Genomic DNA, 20,332 nt, shown 5'->3' on the forward strand with positions numbered 1-20,332 from the left:
TCGGGCCGGGCCGACTCGTTCGCGGGTCGAGTTGAGTACCTGTACGGATACCGGTTGTCATCGACCTCGCTAGCTTCGGCGGTCACGTCACCGAGGAGATCCTGATGCCCCGTCAGCCACCCCGGGTCCGAGCTGACGCAGCACGCCCCCCGGCGGGGGTAAACCCCACCCCCGGGACGCCTGCGGCCACCATGGTCGTCCGACCTTGCGATTTCTAGCGTGGAGTACGTCATCCACCGTTGGAGGAAGGGTCCCCATGGCACTGCGGCGCGAACGCCCACGTACCGATCGTCCGCAGGCCGCGCACCCGGCCGTCGAGCTGCGTGCGGTGCGGCGGAGCTACGGGCGGGGGGATTCGGCGGTCCATGCGTTGCGCGGCATCGATCTGGCCCTGGGGCGCGGGAGTTTCACCGCGGTGATGGGTCCGTCCGGGTCCGGGAAGAGCACGTTCCTGCAGTGCGCGGCGGGGCTGGACCGGCCCACCTCCGGTGAGGTGCTGCTGGGCGGGGAGGAGATCACCGCGCTGAGCGAGAACCGGTTGACCCGGCTGCGCCGCAGCCGGATCGGGTTCGTCTTCCAGTCGTTCAACCTGCTGCCCTCGCTCTCCGTGCAGCAGAACGTGCTGCTGCCGCAGCGGCTGGCCGGTGGCCGTCAGGACCGGCGGCTGGCCAAGGAGTTGCTGGCCCGGGTGGGCCTGGCGGAGCACGGTGGGCGCCGTCCCGGTCAGCTCTCCGGCGGGCAGCAGCAACGGGTGGCGATCGCCCGGGCGTTGATCACCCGGCCCGAGGTGGTCTTCGCGGACGAGCCGACCGGCGCGCTGGACACCCGTACCGCGCACGAGGTGCTCGGTCTGCTGCGGCAGGCCGTGGACGAGATGGGTGCGACCGTGGTCATGGTCACGCACGATCCGGTGGCCGCCGCCCACGCGGACCGGGTGCTGTTCCTGGCCGACGGTGAACTCGCCGACGAGCTGCTGCGGCCCGATCCGCGGACCGTCGCCGACCGGATGGTCACGCTGACCGCCACCTCGGGATCCGGTCGGACGGGCTCCGGTCGGGCGGGCTCCGGCCAGGTCGGGGCAGCGGCATGACGAACGGACTCGCGCGGGCCTCCGTCCGTTTCCGGCCCGCCTCCTTCGCCGGCAGCTTCGTCGCCCTGTTCTTCGGCGCCGCGGTCATCATGGCCTGCGGGACGCTGCTGCAGACCGGCGTGCTCGCCCACATCGCGCCGGTGCGCTACGCCGGCGCTCCGGTGCTCGTCGCCGCCTCACCAAACGCCGAGATCACCGTGGGCAGCGGCGAGGACCGGGACACCGAGCAGGCCGCGCTGCCCGAACGGGCCCGGGTCGACGCCGGGCTGGTGGCGAGGATCGCCGCCCGGCCGGGGGTCGCCTCGGCGGTGCCCGATACGGCCTTCCCCGTCCAGTCCGGGCCCGGCACCGCCCTGCCGCCGCTGACCGGCCGGGGCTTCGCCGCCACCGCGATCACCGGTCCGGCGGGCTCCACGCTCGTCCAGGGCCGTGCCCCCGGCGCCGGGGAGGTCGTCCTCGACGCCACCACCGCGCAGGCCGGGCAGCTGGCCGTGGGCGGCAGCGTGCGCCTGGTCGCGCCCGGCGCGAGCGGCAGCTACCGGATCTCCGGGCTCGCGGCCGGCCAGGACGGCGGGCCCACCGCCTGGTTCGCCGACGACGCCGCCGCGCAGCTCTCGGGGCACCCCGGCAAGGTCGACGCCATCGCCGTCCGGCCACGCGAGGGCGTCAGCGCGACGGCACTCGCCCGGCAGGTCGAGCAGGCCGTCGGCACCGACGCCGAGGTGCTGACCGGCGACGCCCGCGGCTCGGTCGAGCGGCCCGGGCTGGCCCAGGGCCGGGAGGTGCTGGTCGCGCTCGGCGGTTCCTTCGGCGGGATCGCCGCGATGACCGCCGTGTTCGTGGTGATGGGGACGGTCGCCCTCGCCACCGGGCAGCGCGCCAGGGAGTTCGCGCTGCTGCGCGCGGTCGGGGCGACGCCTCGTCAGATCCGGCGCACCATCGCCACCGAGGCCGCGCTGCTCGCCCCGGTCGCGGGTGCGCTCGGTGTGCTGCCGGGCCTGGCCCTGGCCCGCTGGTGGTTCGGCCAGCTGGTCTCGCGCGGCGCCGTACCCGCCGAGGTCTCGCTGAGCGTCGGGCCGGTGCCCGTCGCGGTGGCGGTCGGCACCACCCTGCTGGCGGCACTGGCGTCCGGCTACCTCGCCTCCCGCCGGCCCGCCCGGATGCGTCCGAGCCAGGCGCTCGGCGAGGCCGCGGTGGAACGGGCGCGGACCGGCCCGGTCCGTACCGTCCTCGGCCTCCTCGCGCTGGCGGGCGGCGTGGCGCTGGCCGCCGTCGCCGCCGGACTGAACGGCTCGGACGCGGCCAACACCGCGCTCGGCGTGGTGATGAGCTTCCTGCTCGCGGTCGCGCTGCTCGGCCCGCTGCTGGCCAGGCTCGCCACCGGCGTCCTCGGCCTGCCACTGCGGGCGGGCGGCGCCACCGGGTCGCTGGCCGCCGACAACACCCGCGCCAACGCCCGGCGGCTGGCCTCCGCGATCACCCCGATCGTGATGGTGACCGCCTTCTGCGGGACGCTGCTGTTCATCCAGAGCACCGTCGCGCACGTCACCGCCGCGCAGCTGCGCGCCGGCCTGGTCGCCGACCAGGTGATCGGTTCGAACGGCCCGGGCCTGCCGACCGGCACCGCCGGACAGATCGCCCGGCTGCCCGGCGTGGACGCGAGCATCGGCGTCCTGCGCAGCAGCGCCCTCTACCGCTCCGGGGACGTGCTGGTCTCAGCGACGGCGCTCGGCGTCTCGGGTGACCCGGCCGGGCTGCCCAAGGTGCTCGACCTCGGTGTCAGGGACGGCTCGCTGGCCGCGCTCGGCGCCTCCGCCGACACGGTGGCCCTCGACACGCACCTCGCCGACGACCTGGGGGTCAAGGTCGGCGACCGGGCCCCGCTGTGGCTGGGCGACGGCACCACGGTCCGCCCGACGGTCGTCGCGACCTACGAACGCGGCCTGGGCCTCGGCCAGTTGCTGCTGCCGCGGGCCGCGCTCACCGGCCATGTGACCGGCGGCTTCGACACCGAGGTCATGGTCTCCGCCGCGCCGGGTGCCGACCGGGCCGCGGTGGCCGGTGCGATCGCCGCCGCGGTGACGGAGTTCGGCCCGCCCGGGGTGACCGTCACCGATGCGGCCGGCTACACCACCCGGGCCGACCGGGACATGGAGATCAACTCCTGGGCGAACAACGTGATGGCCGGGGTCCTCGGCGGCTTCGCGGCGGTCGCCTCGGCCAACACCCTGGTGATGACAGCACTGGACCGGCGCCGCGAGGTCGGGCTGCTGCGGCTGGTCGGGACGACGCGCCGCCAGATCCTCGGCATGATGCGCTGGGAGGCGCTGCTGGTGGCGGTCGCCGGGCTGGTCCTGGGCGGCCTGATCGCCTGGATCACCCTGGTCCCGATCGCCCGCGGACTGACCGGCTCGGCCCCGTACGTGCCGCTCGGCACCGCCCTGCCGCTCGCGGCGGGCACGGTCGCCCTCAGCCTGCTGGCGACCGCCCTGCCCACCCGCGCGCTGCTGCGCACCCGCCCGGTGGAGGCGGGCGCGGCCCGGGCGTAGCGCCGGCCCCACCGGGCGGGTGCGGCGGGTGACGGGGCGGCGGCGGGCGGGTCGTCAGCCCTGCTCCACCGGAAGCGCGGAGGGCAGGCCCCACTCGCTCCACGAACCGTCGTAGACCGCGAGGTCGCGGTAGCCCGCCAGGTCGGCGCCGAGGGCGAGGACGCAGGCCGTGACACCCGAACCGCAGCTGAAAACCAGCCGTTCACGCCCGTCGGCCGCGGCGGCGAACATCGGGCGCAGCTCCTCGGCCGGGCGCATCCGGCCGTCCGTCTGGAGGTCGGTGAACGGCAGGTTCGCCGCGCCGGGCATGTGGCCGCCGCGCAGGCCCGGGCGGGGCTCGGCGGCCGCACCGGTGAACCGTTCACGGGAGCGGGCGTCGACAACCGCCGCGCCGTCGTCGGCGAGTGCCCGCAGGACCGCGGCACTGTCGACGATGAGTTCCGGGCGCGGGCTGGCAGTGAAGTCGCCTACGGGAGAGGCCTGTTGTTCGGCGGCCCGGGGCACCACGGAGTGCCCGGCCGCGGTCCAGGCCGGCAGGCCGCCGTCCAGCACGGCGGCCCGGTCGAAGCCCATCGCGCGCAGCATCCACCAGGCCCGGGCGCTGGAGTAGACACCGGCACCGTCGTAGGCGACGACGGTGCTGCGGTCGTCGATCCCGAGCGCGCGCAGGTGCGCGGTGAGGTGGCCGGGCCCGGGCATGGTGTGCGGTACGGGGCTGGTGTGGTCGGACATCACGCCGTCGATGTCGAAGGCCAGCGCGCCGGGGATCCGCAGTTCGGCGTCGCGGTGGGCACCGACACCCGCGTCGAGGACCACCAGGTCGGGGTGGTCCAGGTGCTCGGCCAGCCAGTCGACGTCGACCAGGGGGCCCGGGACGGGCAGGGAACTCGGGGAACTCGGGGAACTCGGGGAACTCATCGTGCGGCCTCCTCGGTGGACGGGTTGGCGACCACATCCTCCCCCGCCTGACCGGTCGTCGGTCCGAGTGGGCCCGGCTCAGTGGCACGCCGGCGCGTACCCGTGAACGGCGCACGCGGTCGACGCGGGGACGTCCGCGGCCAGGCTCCGGAGCACCGGGGAGAGGCGACCGGGCAGCACACAGGTCGGCCCCGGCCGATGCCGTCGGTGGCGGCTGCCGGGAAACGACGGGCGATCTCGGGTACGGGCGGGTGCGGGCGGGTACGCACGACCGCGGCTGCCGGCGGCTCGGGCCCGGTCACGGGGGCCACCCGGAGCCGGTGGGCGCTGCGGTGGCTCCGGGCGGCGGATCCGGGTATCGGCTCCCCGGGAGGCCCGACGGCACCGGGCCGGGCCCGTGCGGCCCGTCCTCCGGCCCGCCGTGCAGGGCGGCCCGGCAGGCCGTCGGCGGGTGTCCGGCGGAGGTCCGGGCCGCACGGATGGGTACAAATGGCCCCGTACGGTGTCCAGCAGGTCACCCCCTCCTCATATGATCGGAGTGACATGCGTCATCCTTGGTGGTGAGTAGCACTGCCCAGACACCAGCAGGAGGAAGCTCGTGGACGACGTTCTGCGGCGCGCCGCGCTCTTTGCGGCTCTCGACGACGACCAGGCTGCCGAGCTGCGGGCTTCCATGACCGAGGTGACCCTCGCCCGCGGTGAGTCGCTGTTCCACGAGGGCGACCCGGGCGACCGGCTCTACGTCGTGGTCGAGGGCAAGGTGAAGCTGCACCGCGCATCGCCCGACGGCCGCGAGAACATGCTCGCCGTGCTCGGCCCCAGCGAGATGATCGGCGAGCTGTCGCTGTTCGACCCGGGCCCGCGCACCGCCACCGCCACCGCACTGACCGAGGTCAAGCTGCTCGGCCTCGGCCACGGCGACCTGCTGCCGCTGCTGCACGCCCGGCCCGAGGTCTCGATCGCGCTGCTGCGCGCCATCGCCCGTCGACTGCGCCGCACCAACGACGTGATGTCGGACCTGGTCTTCTCCGATGTCCCCGGCCGTGTCGCCAAGGCGCTGCTCGACCTCTCCCGCCGCTTCGGGGTGCCGTCCGACGAGGGCATCCACGTCGCGCACGACCTCACCCAGGAGGAACTCGCCCAGCTGGTCGGCGCCTCCCGCGAGACGGTCAACAAGGCGCTGGCCGACTTCGCGGGCCGCGGCTGGCTCAAGCTGGAGGCGCGCGCGGTGGTGCTGATGGACGTCGAGCGGCTGTCGCGCCGCTCGCGCTGACGCCGGCCGGCGCACCGGGAACGCCGGGCGCACCGCGCCGGGAACGCTGTACCTGCCGAGGGCCCGTGGGACGACTCCCGCGGGCCCTTCGGCGTTCCCGGTCGCCGGGCGACGCCGAGCGGCGGCGGGCGGGCGCCCGGGCGGGGCGGCGGCCGGGCGGCGGGCTCAGATCAGCCCGCGGTCCTCCAGGTAGCTGAGCTGGGCGCGCACCGAGAGTTCCGCGGCCGGCCACAGCGCCGGGTCCACGTCCGCGTACACCCGGGCGACCACCTCGGCGGCGGTCCGGCAGCCGGCCTCCACGGCCGTCTCGACCTGCGCCAGCCGGTTGGCCCGGTGCGCCAGGTAGTAGTCGACGGCGCCGAGCGCGTCGGCCAGCACCGGCCCGTGGCCGGGCAGCACGGTACGCACGCCGTGCTCGGCGGCCATGGTGTGCAGGCGACGCAGCGAGTCGAGGTAGTCGCCGAGGCGCCCGTCGGGGTGGGCGACCATGGTGGTGCCGCGGCCGAGGACGGTGTCGCCGGTCAGGATGGCGCCGTCGGCGGGCAGATGGAAGGTCAGCGAGTCGGAGGTGTGCCCGGGGGTGCCGACCACCCGCAGCTCCAGTCCCCCGATGTCGAGCACCTGGCCGTGGTGCAGTCCCTCGTCGCCGAGCCGGTGCGCCGGGTCGAGCGCCAGCACCTTGCTGCCGGTCAGCTCGGCGAAGCGCGCGGCGCCCTCGGCGTGGTCGTGGTGACCGTGGGTCAGCAGGGTCAGCCCGATCCGCTGCCCCTGCCGTTCGGCGGTCTCGACGACGCGCCGCAGATGCCCCTCGTCCAGCGGACCCGGGTCGATCACCGCGGCCAGCGCGGAACCCGGTTCGGACAGCAGCCAGGTGTTGGTGCCGTCCAGCGTCATCGGCGAGGGGTTGGGCGCCAGCACGCACAGCGCCCGGGGGGTGCCCCCGCCACCGACGGTGGCGGCGGGGTCACCCGGGAGGAGACCGCTCACCGGCCGCCCTCGGTTCCGCTGCGATCCACGTCCGCGCTGTACCGGGTCAGGCTGCGCGCCGGAAGCCGACGCGTCAGCGCCCTGGGCGCGTAAACGTCGTGGGTGGTGGCGCCGCCGGACCGGAGGCGGGGCGTCAGGCTTCGGGCGGGCAGGTCGTGCGCCGTCCGGCGAGCCACGTCGTTGTGAGTCATCGGCCGAGTTTCCTTCCGTGTGCTGACCCGGTCTCTGATCCGGGCACGGTCCAAATGCCCCGGCGCGACTACGCCGGGCCGCTCGTACATGGTCCCGGCCGCGCTGCGCCGGGGCCCTACTGCTGTCCCGGCGCCGCTGCGCCGGGCCGCTTTCCCTTGTCCCGGCGCCGCTGCGCCGGGCCCCTTCCCTTGTCCCGGCGCCGCTACGCCGGGAACTCTCCGTCGATGGTCAGCTCTTCATACCCAGACCATCGCACTGTCATACGATCGCCCGCGACCTCGGCCGTACCGAGCACCGGGGTGATCGTCCGCTGCGCCGCCAACGTCAGTGCCTCGGCCGCCGTACGGGCCGGCAGCAGCTCGCGGAGCACGGTCACGGTGGGCGGCAGCATCCCGAACCGGCCCGCCCGGTAGCCCTCGACCGCGTCCGCGGGAGACAGCCAGGCGACCCGGTCGGCCTCGCCGACGCGGTCGGCCGCCTGCTGCCCGGGCGGCAGGGCGGCGACGAAGAACCAGGTGTCGAAGCGGCGTTCCTCGAAGGCGGGGGTGGTCCACCGCGCCCAGGCCGCCAGCAGGTCACTGCGCAGCACCAGACCGTGCTTGCCGAGGAACTCGCCGAACGACAGCTCGTGCGCCTCCAGCGCAGCCCGCTCGGCGCTCCAGTCCCTGGGTTCGGCCATGGTGTCGGCGTCGGGGCCGGCCAGCAGCACGCCGGCCTCCTCGAACGTCTCCCGGACCGCCGCGCAGACCACGGCCTTGGCCGCGCGGGCGTCCACGCCCAGCCGCTCGGCCCACTCGGCGGGCGAGGGCCCGGCCCAGCGCAGTTCCGCCTCGGCGTCCCTCGGGTCCACCCCGCCGCCGGGATAGGCGTACATGCCGCCGGCGAAGGCCATCGAGGTGCGCCGGCGCAGCAGGTACGCCTGCGGTCCGGCGTCCGTACCGGGCTGTGCGTCGCGCAGCAGCACCACGGTGGCGGACGGCTTCGGCGCGACCGGCGTCAGTTCGCCGGACGCGAGCGCGCGAATCCGGGCCGGCCAGGACGGCGGCATCGGGAGCGACCCTGCTCGATGATCCATGAGCGGATGCTAGACGCGCGGGGCCGGGATTGGACAGACCCGACCCCGACCCCGCGCGCAGGAGCGGGCACACCTTCCGGCAGGCAGGACCGCCGGTGGGGCGGATCAGCCCTCGGCGCGGACCCGGACCTGGATCTCGATCTCGACCGGGGCGTCCAGCGGGAGCACCGCCACGCCGACGGCGCTGCGGGCGTGCACGCCGGCCGCGCCGAGCGCCTCGCCCAGCAGCTCGCTGGCGCCGTTGATCACACCGGGCTGGCCGGTGAAGTCGGGGGCGGAGGCCACGAAGCCGACCACCTTCACGACCTGCTCGATCCGGTCCAGGTCGCCGATCACCGACTTCACGGCGGCCAGCGCGTTGAGCGCGCAGATCTGCGCGAGCCGCTTGGCCTCCTCGGCGGTGACCTCGGCGCCCACCTTGCCGGTGATCTCCAGCTTGCCCGCCACCATCGGCAGCTGGCCGGAGGTCAGCACGTGGTCGCCCGACCGGACGGCCGGCACGTACGCGGCGACCGGCGCCGCGACCCCGGGCAGGGTGAGCCCGAGCTCGGCCAGCCTCTCCTCGACCTTGCTCATCAGCTCTTCTCCCGCTTCAGGTAGGCAACCAGCTGCTCCGGGTTGTTAGGACCCGGCACCACCTGGACGAGCTCCCAGCCGTCCTCGCCCCAGGTGTCCAGGATCTGCTTGGTGGCGTGCACGAGCAGCGGCACGGTGACGTATTCCCACTTGGTCATGGCGCTGACTCTAGCCGTCCGCCACGGTGTGAGGTGGGACACAGCGGGGCGGTCAATCCCGGCGGCCGTCGGGATGCTCCCGCCATCGGCCGCGCTCGCTGGTTACGCTCACGGGGAGGGCACCAGGCGGTGCCGGTCGACGGACGGACGGAGACGGAGCGTGGCGAGCACCCCCGGCCCCGAGGAGCGCGGCCCGGACTGGGAGGGCGTGCGCCTGCATGTCGTCAGCGGCAAGGGCGGCACCGGGAAGACCACGCTGGCGGCCGCGCTCGCGCTGGCGCTGGCCGCCGAGGGCGGCCGGACCCTGCTGATCGAGGTGGAGGGCCGGCAGGGCATCGCCGAGCTGTTCGGCATCGCCGCGCTGCCCTACGAGGAGCGCAAGGTCGCCACCGTCGGCCGGGCCAGGCTGGGGCTGCCGGCCGAGCCGGGCGCCAAGCAGGGCGAGCTGTACGCGCTGGCGATCGACACCGAGCAGGCGCTGCTGGAGTACCTGGAGATGTTCTACAAGCTCGGCCGGGCCGGCAAGGCCCTGCAGAAGGTCGGCTTCGTGGACTTCGCCACCACGGTCGCGCCGGGCGTCCGCGACGTCCTGCTCACCGGCAAGGCCTGCGAGGCGGCCCGGCGCAAGGGCCCGGACGGCCGCCGGGCGTACGACGCGATCGTCATGGACGCCCCGCCGACCGGCCGGATCACCCGCTTCCTGAACGTCAACTCCGAGGTCGCCGGGCTGGCCAGGTTCGGGCCGATACACAATCAGGCGCAGGCCGTGATGCGGGTGCTGAAGTCCCCGGAGACCGCCGTCCACTTCGTGACCCTGCTGGAGGAGATGCCGGTGCAGGAGACGGTCGACGGGATCGGCGAACTGCGCGAGGCGCAACTGCCGCTCGGCGGGGTCATGGTGAACATGGTCCGCCCGCCGCTGCTGGACGCGGCCGCGGTGGAGGCGGTGCACGGCGACCACCGCGAGGAGGTCGCCCAGGCGCTGGGCGAGGCCGGCCTCGGCGGGCGCTCGCGGAAGCCGGAGACCATCCGGGCGGCCGTCGAGCCGCTGATCGACCCGCTGCTGGAGCAGGCCAGGGAGCACGCCGAGCGGGTCGAGCTGGAACGGGAGCAGCGGGCCGACCTGCAGCAGCTGAAGGTGCCGACGTACGAGCTGCCGCTGCTCGGCGAAGGCGTGGACCTGGGCGGGCTGTACCGGCTCGCGGGCGAACTCAAGCGGCAGGGGGCGGCATGACCACGCGGCTGGAGATCGACGCGCTGATCGACGATCCGGCGACCCGGATCGTGGTGTGCTGCGGTTCGGGTGGCGTCGGCAAGACCACCACGGCCGCGGCGATCGGGCTGCGGGCCGCCGAGCGCGGCCGCAAGGCCGTGGTGCTGACCATCGACCCGGCCCGGCGGCTCGCCCAGTCGATGGGCCTGACCGAGCTCGACAACACCCCCCGGGTGGTCAAGGGCGTCGAGGGCCCCGGCGAGCTGCAGGCGATGATGCTCGACATGAAGCGGACCTTCGACGAGGTCGTGCTGGCCCACGCCGACCCGGAGCGCGCCAAGGCGATCCTGGAGAACCCCTTCTACCAGTCGCTGTCCGCCGGTTTCGCCGGCACCCAGGAGTACATGGCGATGGAGAAGCTCGGCCAGCTGCGGGCGGCCGATCAGTGGGACCTGATCGTGGTGGACACCCCGCCGTCCCGCTCCGCCCTGGACTTCCTGGACGCCCCCGGGCGGCTCGGGTCCTTCCTCGACGGCCGGGTGATCCGGCTGCTCACCGCCCCGGCCAAGGTCGGCGGCCGGAGCGCGATGAAGTTCCTCAACGTCGGGATGGGCCTGCTGACCGGCACCCTGGGCAAGATCTTCGGCGCCCAGCTGCTGACCGACATCCAGACCTTCGTCAGCGCGATGGACTCGATGTTCGGCGGCTTCCGCGAGCGGGCCGACCGGACCTACCAGCTGCTCAAGGCGCCGGGCACGGCGTTCCTGGTGGTCGCCGCGCCGGAGCGGGACGCGCTGCGCGAGGCGGCGTACTTCGTCGACCGGCTGGCCGCGGACGAGATGCCGCTGGCCGGGCTGGTGCTCAACCGGGTGCACTCCACCGGCGCCGCCCAGCTCACCGCGGAACGGGCGCTGGCCGCCGCGGAGGCACTGGAGGAGAACGGTTCGCAGACCGCCACCGTGCAGGCCGAGACGCTGGCCGCGGGCCTGCTGCGGCTGCACGCCGAACGGATGCAGATCATGGGCCGGGAGCGGCGCACCCGGGACCGTTTCGTCTCGGTCTACCCCGACGTTCCGATGGTCGAGGTGCCCGCACTCGCCGGTGACGTGCACGACCTGGCCGGCCTGCGGACCGTCGGCGAACGCCTCAACGCGCAGCACGCATGAGCGCCGTGGCCCCGGTGGCGGGCACGGCGCAGCGCGAGTACCTGTGGACGGCCGATCGAGGACCGGGATGGACCCGGATGCCCGGACGGGCCTGGATGTTCGGATGAGCGGCTCGGGCAGCAGACCCCCTCTGGTGCACCGGGCCGACTGCTCCCGCACACCTGCCGACTGCCCGTCAGCTGCGCTGCATCCGCGAGGTTCGAGAAATCCCCGGACTCCTCGAACCGGAGGATGTCAGCCCGCCTGCGCGTAGTCCCGCAGGATCACGCCGGTGGCCAGCGACTCCTCGTACTCCGTCCGCGCCGTCTCCAGCAGCCTCCGCCAGGAGCCCACCGTCGGCCGGCGGCGGAGCAGTGCGCGGCGCTCCCGCTCGGTCATTCCTCCCCAGACACCGAATTCGACCCGGTTGTCGAGCGCGTCGGCCAGGCACTCGGTGCGGACGGGACACCCGCTGCACACCGCCTTGGCGCGATTCTGCGCGGCCCCCTGAACGAACAATTCATCCGGATCGCTCGTGCGGCAGGCCGCCTGTGCGCTCCAGTCGTCTACCCAGCCCATGCTGGCGCCGTCCTCTCCCGATTCGGGGCTCCCCCACGGCGGCAACGGCATATTCACCGTTGCCAGTTGAGGACGTTACGGAAGAACTGGACTCCGCAACAGCCCCTTCGGGCTCAATCTCAAATGACCCAATCGGACTATGGGTACCCAACACCTCACTCGTTGGAGTGATCGCAGGTCGTAGGCCTTGCCGACACTCCCAGAGGCGCTATCGTCACACTCCGTGTCCAAATATGGAGACACGCCGAGGTGCATCCGACCGCAAATGATGCCAAATCGGGCAAAGCTCATCACTCACACGAGTGATGATGATGAACAGAGCGAAGCTGTCGCAGCTTTGTGACAAGCGTAGGCGAACACCTGCCCCCATGGAGGGGAATCCGGCACGTAGGGTTCTCCCATGGCACCTCAGCGAACCACGGGATCAGCGCTCGGAAAGGCGAGCCTCGGGATCAAGTTCCTGGGCGGCAGCGTGCTGGCCGGCGTACTGGTCGCCGGCATGGCCCTGCCGGCGGTCGGCGCGCTCGGGCTCACGGCCAAGGACACGGCCGACAGCTTCGACAGCATCCCCGCCGACTTCAAGACCCCCACCCTCTCCCAGGCGTCGTCCATCTACGACGCCAAGGGCGGGCTGATCGCCAAGGTGTACGACCGGGACCGCACCATCCTCACCGCGGACCAGATGGCACCGATCATGCGCAAGGCGCAGGTGGACATCGAGGACGCCCGGTTCTACGAGCACGGCGCGGTCGACCTCAAGGGCGTGCTGCGCGCCGCCACCAAGAACGCCGAGGCCGGTTCCGCGACCCAGGGTGCCTCCACGCTGACCCAGCAGTACGTGAAGAACGTCTTCGTCGAGCAGGCCGGCGACGACCAGGCGGCGTTCCTGGAGGCGACCAAGAAGAGCCTGGGCCGCAAGATCCAGGAACTGAAGTACGCCATCAAGCTGGAGGAGGACCTGACCAAGGATCAGATCCTCACCAACTACCTCAACATCACCTTCTACGGTCACCAGGCGTACGGCATCGAGGCGGCGTCCAACCGCTACTTCAGCAAGAGCGCCAAGGACCTGACCATCCCCGAGGCCGCCATGCTGGCCGGCCTGGTGCAGAACCCGACGGCGTACGACCCGGTGCTGCACCCGCAGGCGGCCCAGACCCGGCGCAACACCGTGATCGGCAAGCTGCTGGAGTTCAAGCACATCACCCCGGAGGAGGCGAAGGCCGCCACCGACGCGCCGCTGGGGATCAAGTACAACGAGCCGCTGAACGGCTGCATCACCGCGCAGGCGGGCATGGGCTTCTTCTGCGACTACGTCCGCCGGGTGGTCAAGCAGGACCCGGTGTTCGGCAAGACCGCCACCGACCGGCAGAAGCTGTGGAGCCAGGGCGGCCTGAAGATCTACACCACCATCGACCCGGACAAGCAGGCCGCCGCGTTCAACGCGGTGACCAAGAAGGTCTACGTGACCGACGCGGTCTCGGCCGCGGCCACCATGGTCAAGCCGGGCACCGGTGAGATCCTCGCGATGGCGCAGACCCGGCCGTACGGCCTGGACGGCAAGCAGAACCAGACCGTCCTCAACTACAACGTCGACGCCGCGATGGGCGGCGGCAACGGCTTCTCCCCCGGCTCGACCTTCAAGCCGATCCTGGCCGCGGCCGCCCTGGAGTCGGGCGTGCCGATCACCCAGGAGTTCCCGTCCCCGCACGACATGGACTACCCGTCCATGAGCACCTGCGAGGGCACCTGGAAGAACGACACCCGCAAGCCCGCCACGGTCGAGAACGAGTCGGCCAGCGAGATCGGGCCGTTCTCCATGAAGGACGCCATGGCGAAGTCGGTCAACACCTACTTCGTGCAGATGGAGCAGCAGGTCGGCCTCTGCCCGATGAAGCAGATGGCGGACAAGCTCGGCATCCGCAACAAGGCCAACGGCAAGCCGATGGAGCAGGTCCCCTCGATGGTGCTCGGCACCCAGGAGGTCTCCCCGCTGACCATGGCCAACGTCTACGCCACCTTCGCCGCGCGCGGCATGTACTGCACCCCGATCGCGATCACCTCGATGGTCGCGGCGGACGGCAAGAAGCTGGACGTGCCGAAGGCCAACTGCAACCAGGTGATGTCCCAGTCCACCGCGGACGGCGTCACCACCCTGCTGCTCGGCGTGACCGAGAAGGGCACCGGCTCCTCGCTCGGCCTCGACGGCGGCCGCCAGATCGCCGGCAAGACCGGTACCACCGACAACCGGTACGCGGCCTGGTTCACCGGCTTCACCCCGGAGCTGTCCACCTCGGTGTGGCTCGGCGGCACCACCGGCAACGTCTCGATGAAGAACATCAAGATCGGCGGCAAGTACTTCAGCGCCGTCTACGGCGCCGACGGCCCCGGCCCGATCTGGCAGCTGGCGATGAACGACGCGCTGGACGGCACCGCGAAGTCCACCTTCCACACCGTCAACATCCCGGTGCCGCAGACCCCGGTCACCCCGCCGACCGACGGTGCCTCGCCGCCCTCGGGTGACGCGGCCACCACGGCCGGCACCAACGGCGGCTTCACCTTCCCGCCGATCTTCGGCACCGACGGCGGCCTCGTCAACGGCGGTGGCGGGAACGGGAACGGCGGCAACAACGGCGGTGCCACCGGTGGCCGCCGCCACTGACCGCCGTCCCCCACGGTGTGACCTGAACAACGCCCGAGGGCGGCTCCCGGAGTCCGGGAGCCGCCCTCGGGCGTTTGCGGTGCGCGGCCGGTGCGACCTGTGCGGCGGGCGCGACCTGTGCGACCTGTGCGACCTGTGCGACCTGTGTGGCGCCTCGGCGCCGGGTACGGCGGCTGCCGGTCAGCCCGCCAGCGCGGCCTTGATCGCGGCGGCCACCCGGCCGCCCTCGGCGCGGTCGCCGACCTTCGGACGGACCAGCTTCATCACCGCGCCCATCGCCTGCGGCCCGGTGGCCCCGCTCTCGGCCACCGCCGCGGCGACGATCGCGGTCAGCTCCTCGTCCGAGAGCTGCTGCGGCAGGTACTGCGCCAGCACCTCGCCCTCGGCCCGCTCACGGGCGGCCGACTCGGTGCGGCCGGCCTGCTCGAAGGCCTCGGCGGCCTCCCGGCGCTTCTTCGCCTCCCGGACCACGACCTTGAGCACCTCGCTGTCGGAGAGCTCGCGCTTCGACTTGCCGGACACCTCCTCCGCGGTGACCGCCGACAGCGTCAGCCGGATGGTGGAGGAGCGCAGCTCGTCCCGGGCCCTGATCGCAGCCGTCAGGTCCTCCTGCAGCTGCTGCTTAAGCGTTGTCATGCCGACGAGTGTGGCATCCGCCCAGGTCCGGCGCTCCCCATTAAGCCCCCGGCCGGGAAAAGGTCCGCAGCGATGGCCACCCCACGGGCACCCCGCGGAGCCCGGCGCCGGACTCCGCGGCTCGCTCGGCAGAGCGGTGACCACCTGCGCGTTCGGCGGTTGATCCACTGTCTGAGAGCATGGACCGATGCGACCGCTGTACTCCGTCCCGCTCGGAATCGCCGCCACCGGCGCCGCCTGCCTCGCCTACTCCGCCGGGTACGAGGTCCGCTCGTTCCGGCTGCGCCGGGTCGAGGTCCCGATCCTGCCGCGCGGCGCGCGGCCGATCCGGGTGCTCCAGATCTCCGACATCCACATGGTCTCCGGGCAGGGCAAGAAGCAGCGCTGGCTGCAGAGCCTGGCCGGCCTGCGGCCCGACCTGGTGGTCAACACCGGCGACAACCTCTCCGACCCGCTCGGCGTGCCCGCCACCCTGGACGCGCTCGGCCCGCTGATGGAGTTCCCGGGCGTCTACGTCTTCGGCTCCAACGACTACTACGGCCCGGCCCGCAAGAGCCCGACCCGCTACCTGAGCGCCCTGCGCAGCGGCATCCACGGGCTCAACAACCCGGACGGCACCGGGCGCCGCGGCATCACCGGCGCCGTCCACAACCCGTGGCAGAAGCTGCGCGACGGCTTCGACGAGGCCGGCTGGCTGAACCTCACCAACACCCGCGGCCGGCTCACCCTGGCCGGGCTGGACGTCGAGTTCACCGGCCTGGACGACCCGCACATCCGGCACGACCGCTACGAGAAGGTGGCCGGCGGCCCGTCCCCCGACGCCGACCTCTCGCTCGCCGTGGTGCACGCCCCGTACCTGCGCGTGCTGGACGCCTTCGCCGCCGACCGGTACCCGCTGATACTGGCGGGCCACACCCACGGCGGCCAGCTCTGCATCCCCTTCTACGGCGCCCTGGTCACCAACTGCGACCTGGACACCGGCCGGGTCAAGGGCCTGTCCACCCACCAGGCCGGCGGCCACCGCTCGTACCTGCACGTCTCGGCGGGCTGCGGCACCAACCGCTACACCCCGGTCCGCTTCGCCTGCCCGCCCGAGGCCACCCTGCTCACCCTCACACCCCGTCGCTGACCCCCGCCGACCTGCGAGGACGCCCTCCAGGGAATCGGATTTCGTCTCTCGGCGCGCGTCCGGTAGAGTTCTACTCGTTGCGCCGGAGACGGAAGCAACAACAGCAGGACCGGGGTGTGGCGCAGCTTGGTAGCGCGCTTCGTTCGGGACGAAGAGGCCGTGGGTTCAAATCCCGCCACCCCGACCCAGTAGTTGCAGGTAAGGGCCCTGCCGGAGAAATCCGGTAGGGCCCTTCCTCGTTGTGCGTGTCCAACTGCGTGACTACCCCTCAGGGGCGCGCTTGAAGAGCTCGTCCATGACAGTTGCCCCGGTCTGGATCACCGGGCGGATCTGCTTCCGGTAGACCTCCTCGGTGACCGCGGTACTCGAATGGCCTACCAGGCGGGAGATCTCCTCCAGGGGCACGCCGCTGTCCGAGAGCAGGGACACGAAGCTGTGTCGTAGCTCACGCGGAGTCCAGTCCGCCGCGGTGACGCCCTCCGCCTTGGTGATGGCGGCGCGGAAGGCGCGTCGGACGTGGGACGGGTCGAGTTCGTTGCCGACGGCGGAGTGGAAGACGAAGTTGTTCTCTTCCCACTTGTCGCCGGCCGCCAGGCGGTCCCAGCCCTGGTCGACCCAGTGATCCCAGAGCGCCTCCACACACCGGGCCGGGAGGGCGAGGGTGCGCCGGGACTTCCGGGTCTTGGTGTCCCCGCCCGCACGGACCGAGCGCCAGACGGCCATGTACGGCGGGATCGGCGGAGTCGTCTCGGGCTGGCCCTTGAGGAAGACGTGGTCCCAGGTCAGCGCTCGCAGTTCCTCGGTCCGTGCCCCGGTGAGGAGGGAGACCACGATGTAGGCGTGCATGCCGGTCTTCTCGGCCGCCTTGAGCACCGCCTCGGCCTGAGCAAACGTCAGTGCCTTGGACGGCCGTCCCGGCTGGCCGGTCGGGACGGAGCACAGCTCCACCACGTTGCGCTTCACCTTGTCGCGGGCCATGGCGCGCTTCACGGCCCGGTTCAGGCAGGAGTGGAGGCCCTGGAGGGTGCGGGTGCTCAGCGTCTTGGCCTTGGCAGCCAGCCAGCGATCGACGTCCTCCGCACTGAGGTCCCGGAGCTTGCGGGCGCCGAGCGCAGGGACCACATGCAGTCGGCAGAGGACCGAGGCGGTGTCGATGGTGCGCGGGTCCCGGCCAGCGAGGCCGTAGGTCAGCCAGTCGTTCACCGCGTTCCCCACGGTGTAGTTGGTCGGTGCGATGGCAAGGCCGTCCTCGTGGTCCCGCAGGACCTCCTTGAGCTTGTTCTTGGCCTCGGTCTTGGTCTTGCCGCTGCCGCGCTTCACGATGCGCTTACCGCTCGGGTCGTAGCCCAGGTTGGCAGTGGCGATCCAGCGCTGACGCTTCTCGTCCCAGTGGAGGCCGCCGTCTCCCCTGCTGCGGCGGGTGGTCACTCAGCTCCCCCTTGCTTCGCGCTCCAGGAGCGCGACGTAGTCAGCGATGGCGGACGCCGGGATGAGCCGCGAACGGCCTTCCTTGACCGTGCGGAGGCGTCCGGTGCGGATCAGGTCGTAGATGACAGTCCGGCTCATGCTCAGGGCATTCATGGCGTCCGCCACCCGGTAGAGCAGGGGCGGCGCGCCCGCGGTAGCAGTGGTCACTGTTGCCTCTCTTCGGCGGCTAGCTGGGCGAGCAGTTCCTGTCGGTCGGTGGTGCGGCGTTCGTGCAGTTCGCGGGCGATGGTCGCGGCGAGCAGGGATTCGCCCGGGGAGTTGCCGGCACCGGCGAAGGCCCAGTGGGCGAGGACGAAGGTGTCGGTGTTCGAAAGCTCGTCCAGGTCGGGGAAGCCGGCTTCCAGGAGGCGTTCGCGCAGAGCGCGGCGGGCCTCATCGGCGCGGAAGTCGGCCCGGACCTGGCGGAGCGCGCCGAGGGTGGTCGAGTAGGTCGGGGACTTGCTGGAGAAGTGGCCGCGGAAGCCGAGCATGTGGGACCAGTGGGCGAGCAGCCGGTCCGGGTAGAGCGGATCGAGGTCCCAGCAGGTTTCGATCAGGCGGCGGGTGTGGCCGGGGAGGTCGTGCCGGTCCAGTTCCTGGCGCTCCAGGATCCGGCGGTCGACGGTCTCGGTCGTCTCCGCGCTCTTGGTGGCGTACTTGGCGACGTAGGAGGCGACGGCCTGTTCGGAGATCTCGCCGGAGCCGAAGGCGCCGATGGGCCGGACGTCCACCTGCTTGCCCCAGTCGAGGACGCGGGCGGGAAGGTGGCCGACGGCCGGGATCGGGACACCGGCTCGGCGGGCTGCCGCGCGGATCGCGTCGTCCAGCAGAGCGACCGAGGCCCAGGACGGCGGCGGGGAGTCGGGACCGGCCGGGCCGTCGATGCGGATCACGGCGTGGAAGTGGACGGCGCCCCGGCGCTGGTACTCGGCGACCTTGCCGAACGAGATCTTCGCCTGCTCCTTGAACTCCCACTGGTAGAGCCCGGCCATCTTGGCCATCACCCGGAAGAGGTAGATCGTGAAGCGGCGCCACAGGTCGGGTGCGTGGTTGTTCCACAGCACGGCGTGCGCGTAGTCGTACGTGTCCGGGTCGAGGGGCGTGCCGAGGACCGGTGAGCCGTCGGGGTGGTCGGTGCCGCAGCGGCAACGGCCGGTGTCCGGGCGGTTGTGGACCGGGCCGAACGACGGCGCGGTGAGGGTGGCGAAGACGCGGGGGTGTTCGCGGACGGTGGTGGGGATCCCCTTGGTCTCGTCCCCGGCGAGGCCGGCGCGGATCAGGTGGAAGGTGTCGGCCGAGTAGGTGCGGGCGCACGAGGTGCAGCGGGAGGCCCGGCGGTTACCGCAGGCGACCTTGAGCCGGTGGCCGGGTTCGTGCTCGGTCGAGTACCGGTGCAGGACGTTGCCGGTCGGCGTGTGGATCAGGCTGCGGAACCCCTTGAGATGGATCGGGTTCGAGCAGCCGCCGGTGCGGAGGATCTGGTCCTGGAGCCGGGGCAGGTCACCCCGGGCAGCGAGCCGACCGAGGTCCGCGACTGCCAGACGGTCCAGGTCCTGCGGCGGGGTGGTGGTGCGGGGCACGGGTCTATCCCTCCAACAGAGGCCCCGGAGCCGGGCGGTGGGCACGGCTCCGGGGCAGGGCGGTCAGGACTGGTCGGGCGCAGGCTTGGCGTGCTGCTCGGTCCAGGTCTCGGCGCAGACCTTGTGGGCGGGCTTGCCGCGGTCCGAGCGGAGGTTGGTGGGCTGCTCGCAGACGCCGCAGGGGGCGGGCTTGTTGTCCCAGTGGCGGGAGTCGCGCCAGTCGAGGAGGGCCATCTCAGGCGGCCTTGGCGGTGGCCAGCGGGCGCAGGGTGAGGCCGAGGCCGCGGCAGGCCCGGCAGTTGACCAGGACGGTGGCGCGGGACCCGTCGCGCAGGCGGGTGCCGGTGGCGATGGCGGCGCGGGCGAAGCCGTCGCAGTCGGGGCAGATCCGGCCCGGGGTGTGGGCGTGCTGGGGCATCATGAAGGTCTCCTTCGTGGGCTTCGGTTCGTGGAGGGGTTGCGGTTCCCGGGCCGGTGGGATGCTTGGCGGCTTTTGCCGGCCCGGGGATCGGTCTTTCAGCGACGGCGGGAGGTCCGGCCGTCGGGCTTCTGGGCGTACATGGCGCGGTCGGCGGCGGACAGCGCTTCGGTCAGCAGCAGGGCCGCGGGGTGCGACGCGCCGACGGACGCGCCGACGTCGAGCAGCAGGACGCCGTGCGGGACAGGTTCGTGAAGCGCGGCGTACAGCGCCGGGAGCCGGTCGGCCGAGTCGAGGACGACCGCGGCGAACTCGTCGCCGCCGAGGCGGGCGGCCAGGCCGTGAGTGCCGCACCAGTCGGTGATCCGGCGCGCGGTGGCCGACAGGACGGTGTCCCCGGCGGCGTGGCCGTGGGTGTCGTTGACGGTCTTGAAGTCGTCCAGGTCGATGAGCAGGACCGTGACGCGGTCGGGGTGGGAGCGGATCAGCCGCTCGGCCCGGGCGGTGAAGCCGTCGCGGGTGAGCAGTCCGGTGAGCGGGTCGCGGCGGGCGGTGGCCAGGCGGCGGGCGAGCCAGGTGCTGTGGGTGGTCCAGCCGAGGATCGGGACGCCGGCGGCCAGGAGCGGGGCGAGGTCCATGGTGCGAGTCCTTCCGGAGCGGGTTGCGGAGCTCCGGGGCGGCGGGA

Annotated in this window: 20 protein-coding genes and 1 tRNA gene; 8 read left to right on the plus strand and 13 right to left on the minus strand. The window is 72.7% G+C overall.

Features of this window, described 5'->3' with window-relative positions; all coding sequences use genetic code 11:
* The first annotated feature begins 256 nt into the window (after positions 1-256).
* Both AB0D08_RS07110 and AB0D08_RS07115 read left to right on the plus strand, forming a co-directional pair.
* Positions 257-1,090 carry an ABC transporter ATP-binding protein gene (locus AB0D08_RS07110; RefSeq protein WP_051811875.1) on the plus strand — a complete coding sequence of 278 codons (834 nt, stop codon included), beginning with the start codon at positions 257-259 and terminating at the stop codon, positions 1,088-1,090.
* Positions 1,087-3,639 (plus strand): FtsX-like permease family protein, encoded by a 2,553-nt coding sequence (locus AB0D08_RS07115; protein WP_359886729.1) that lies wholly within the window; start codon positions 1,087-1,089, stop codon positions 3,637-3,639. Before AB0D08_RS07110 ends, AB0D08_RS07115 begins: the two co-directional genes overlap by 4 nt.
* A 54-nt stretch (positions 3,640-3,693) precedes the next feature.
* On the opposite strand, the gene AB0D08_RS07120 is transcribed toward AB0D08_RS07115, so the two are convergent.
* Positions 3,694-4,557, minus strand: coding sequence for a sulfurtransferase (locus AB0D08_RS07120; protein ID WP_359886731.1), 864 nt, complete (start codon positions 4,555-4,557; stop codon positions 3,694-3,696).
* A gap of 598 nt (positions 4,558-5,155) precedes the next feature.
* Between AB0D08_RS07120 and AB0D08_RS07125 the strand changes: the two genes are divergently transcribed.
* Positions 5,156-5,830: a Crp/Fnr family transcriptional regulator gene (locus AB0D08_RS07125; protein ID WP_033818547.1), complete on the plus strand. Its 675-nt coding sequence runs from the start codon at positions 5,156-5,158 to the stop codon at positions 5,828-5,830.
* 165 nt (positions 5,831-5,995) lie between these two features.
* Here the strand turns inward: AB0D08_RS07125 and AB0D08_RS07130 are convergent, their stop codons facing one another.
* The 4 genes from AB0D08_RS07130 to AB0D08_RS07145 all read right to left on the minus strand — a co-directional run bounded on the left by AB0D08_RS07130 (position 5,996) and on the right by AB0D08_RS07145 (position 8,818).
* Positions 5,996-6,817, minus strand: coding sequence for an MBL fold metallo-hydrolase (locus tag AB0D08_RS07130; RefSeq protein WP_033817593.1), 822 nt, complete (start codon positions 6,815-6,817; stop codon positions 5,996-5,998).
* A gap of 394 nt (positions 6,818-7,211) precedes the next feature.
* The gene (locus AB0D08_RS07135) at positions 7,212-8,084 is read right to left on the minus strand and encodes an NUDIX hydrolase (protein ID WP_199520231.1); all 873 of its coding nucleotides are present in this window, start codon (positions 8,082-8,084) and stop codon (positions 7,212-7,214) included.
* A 105-nt stretch (positions 8,085-8,189) separates the two neighbouring features.
* Positions 8,190-8,660 carry a RidA family protein gene (locus tag AB0D08_RS07140; protein ID WP_033817596.1) on the minus strand — a complete coding sequence of 157 codons (471 nt, stop codon included), beginning with the start codon at positions 8,658-8,660 and terminating at the stop codon, positions 8,190-8,192.
* On the minus strand, positions 8,660-8,818 hold the full coding sequence (locus AB0D08_RS07145; RefSeq protein ID WP_095874066.1) for a DUF4177 domain-containing protein: 159 nt from the start codon (positions 8,816-8,818) through the stop codon (positions 8,660-8,662). The genes AB0D08_RS07140 and AB0D08_RS07145 overlap by 1 nt, the downstream gene beginning before the upstream one ends.
* Before the next feature lie 160 nt (positions 8,819-8,978).
* On the opposite strand from AB0D08_RS07145, the gene AB0D08_RS07150 reads away from it, so the two are divergent.
* Both AB0D08_RS07150 and AB0D08_RS07155 read left to right on the plus strand, forming a co-directional pair.
* Entirely contained in the window at positions 8,979-10,052 is a 1,074-nt protein-coding gene (locus AB0D08_RS07150; RefSeq protein WP_233288859.1) for an ArsA-related P-loop ATPase, read from the plus strand.
* Positions 10,049-11,197: an ArsA family ATPase gene (locus AB0D08_RS07155; protein ID WP_033817597.1), complete on the plus strand. Its 1,149-nt coding sequence runs from the start codon at positions 10,049-10,051 to the stop codon at positions 11,195-11,197. Before AB0D08_RS07150 ends, AB0D08_RS07155 begins: the two co-directional genes overlap by 4 nt.
* 234 nt (positions 11,198-11,431) lie before the next feature.
* Here the strand turns inward: AB0D08_RS07155 and AB0D08_RS07160 are convergent, their stop codons facing one another.
* A complete protein-coding gene (locus tag AB0D08_RS07160) occupies positions 11,432-11,755 on the minus strand; it encodes a WhiB family transcriptional regulator (protein ID WP_033817598.1) in 324 nt (107 codons plus the stop codon).
* A gap of 400 nt (positions 11,756-12,155) precedes the next feature.
* On the opposite strand from AB0D08_RS07160, the gene AB0D08_RS07165 reads away from it, so the two are divergent.
* Positions 12,156-14,417, plus strand: a complete 2,262-nt coding sequence (locus AB0D08_RS07165) for a transglycosylase domain-containing protein (protein WP_359886735.1) — start codon at positions 12,156-12,158, stop codon at positions 14,415-14,417.
* 180 nt (positions 14,418-14,597) lie between these two features.
* On the opposite strand, the gene AB0D08_RS07170 is transcribed toward AB0D08_RS07165, so the two are convergent.
* Positions 14,598-15,053: a GatB/YqeY domain-containing protein gene (locus AB0D08_RS07170; protein ID WP_033817600.1), complete on the minus strand. Its 456-nt coding sequence runs from the start codon at positions 15,051-15,053 to the stop codon at positions 14,598-14,600.
* Positions 15,054-15,240: 187 nt separating this feature from the next.
* Here AB0D08_RS07170 and AB0D08_RS07175 point away from each other — a divergent pair, with 187 nt between their 5' ends.
* Positions 15,241-16,182 carry a metallophosphoesterase gene (locus AB0D08_RS07175; RefSeq protein WP_033817601.1) on the plus strand — a complete coding sequence of 314 codons (942 nt, stop codon included), beginning with the start codon at positions 15,241-15,243 and terminating at the stop codon, positions 16,180-16,182.
* A gap of 110 nt (positions 16,183-16,292) precedes the next feature.
* Positions 16,293-16,366 (plus strand) — tRNA-Pro (locus AB0D08_RS07180).
* Between the two features lie 77 nt (positions 16,367-16,443).
* On the opposite strand, the gene AB0D08_RS07185 is transcribed toward AB0D08_RS07180, so the two are convergent.
* The 6 genes from AB0D08_RS07185 to AB0D08_RS07210 form a co-directional block, all read right to left on the minus strand.
* Positions 16,444-17,610 (minus strand): site-specific integrase, encoded by a 1,167-nt coding sequence (locus tag AB0D08_RS07185; RefSeq protein WP_359886737.1) that lies wholly within the window; start codon positions 17,608-17,610, stop codon positions 16,444-16,446.
* A complete protein-coding gene (locus tag AB0D08_RS07190) occupies positions 17,611-17,817 on the minus strand; it encodes a helix-turn-helix domain-containing protein (protein WP_359886740.1) in 207 nt (68 codons plus the stop codon). It lies immediately after the preceding gene.
* Positions 17,814-19,190: a replication initiator protein RepSA gene (gene repSA, locus AB0D08_RS07195; protein WP_359886799.1), complete on the minus strand. Its 1,377-nt coding sequence runs from the start codon at positions 19,188-19,190 to the stop codon at positions 17,814-17,816. The genes AB0D08_RS07190 and repSA overlap by 4 nt, the downstream gene beginning before the upstream one ends.
* Before the next feature lie 102 nt (positions 19,191-19,292).
* A complete protein-coding gene (locus AB0D08_RS07200) occupies positions 19,293-19,463 on the minus strand; it encodes a hypothetical protein (RefSeq protein ID WP_359886743.1) in 171 nt (56 codons plus the stop codon).
* Between the two features lies 1 nt (position 19,464).
* Positions 19,465-19,647 carry a hypothetical protein gene (locus AB0D08_RS07205; RefSeq protein ID WP_359886801.1) on the minus strand — a complete coding sequence of 61 codons (183 nt, stop codon included), beginning with the start codon at positions 19,645-19,647 and terminating at the stop codon, positions 19,465-19,467.
* A 98-nt stretch (positions 19,648-19,745) separates the two neighbouring features.
* Positions 19,746-20,285, minus strand: a complete 540-nt coding sequence (locus AB0D08_RS07210) for a GGDEF domain-containing protein (protein WP_359886746.1) — start codon at positions 20,283-20,285, stop codon at positions 19,746-19,748.
* Positions 20,286-20,332 lie beyond the last annotated feature (47 nt).

Origin of the sequence: Kitasatospora sp. NPDC048540, assembly GCF_040651175.1 — a bacterium.
Lineage (GTDB): Bacteria > Actinomycetota > Actinomycetes > Streptomycetales > Streptomycetaceae > Kitasatospora.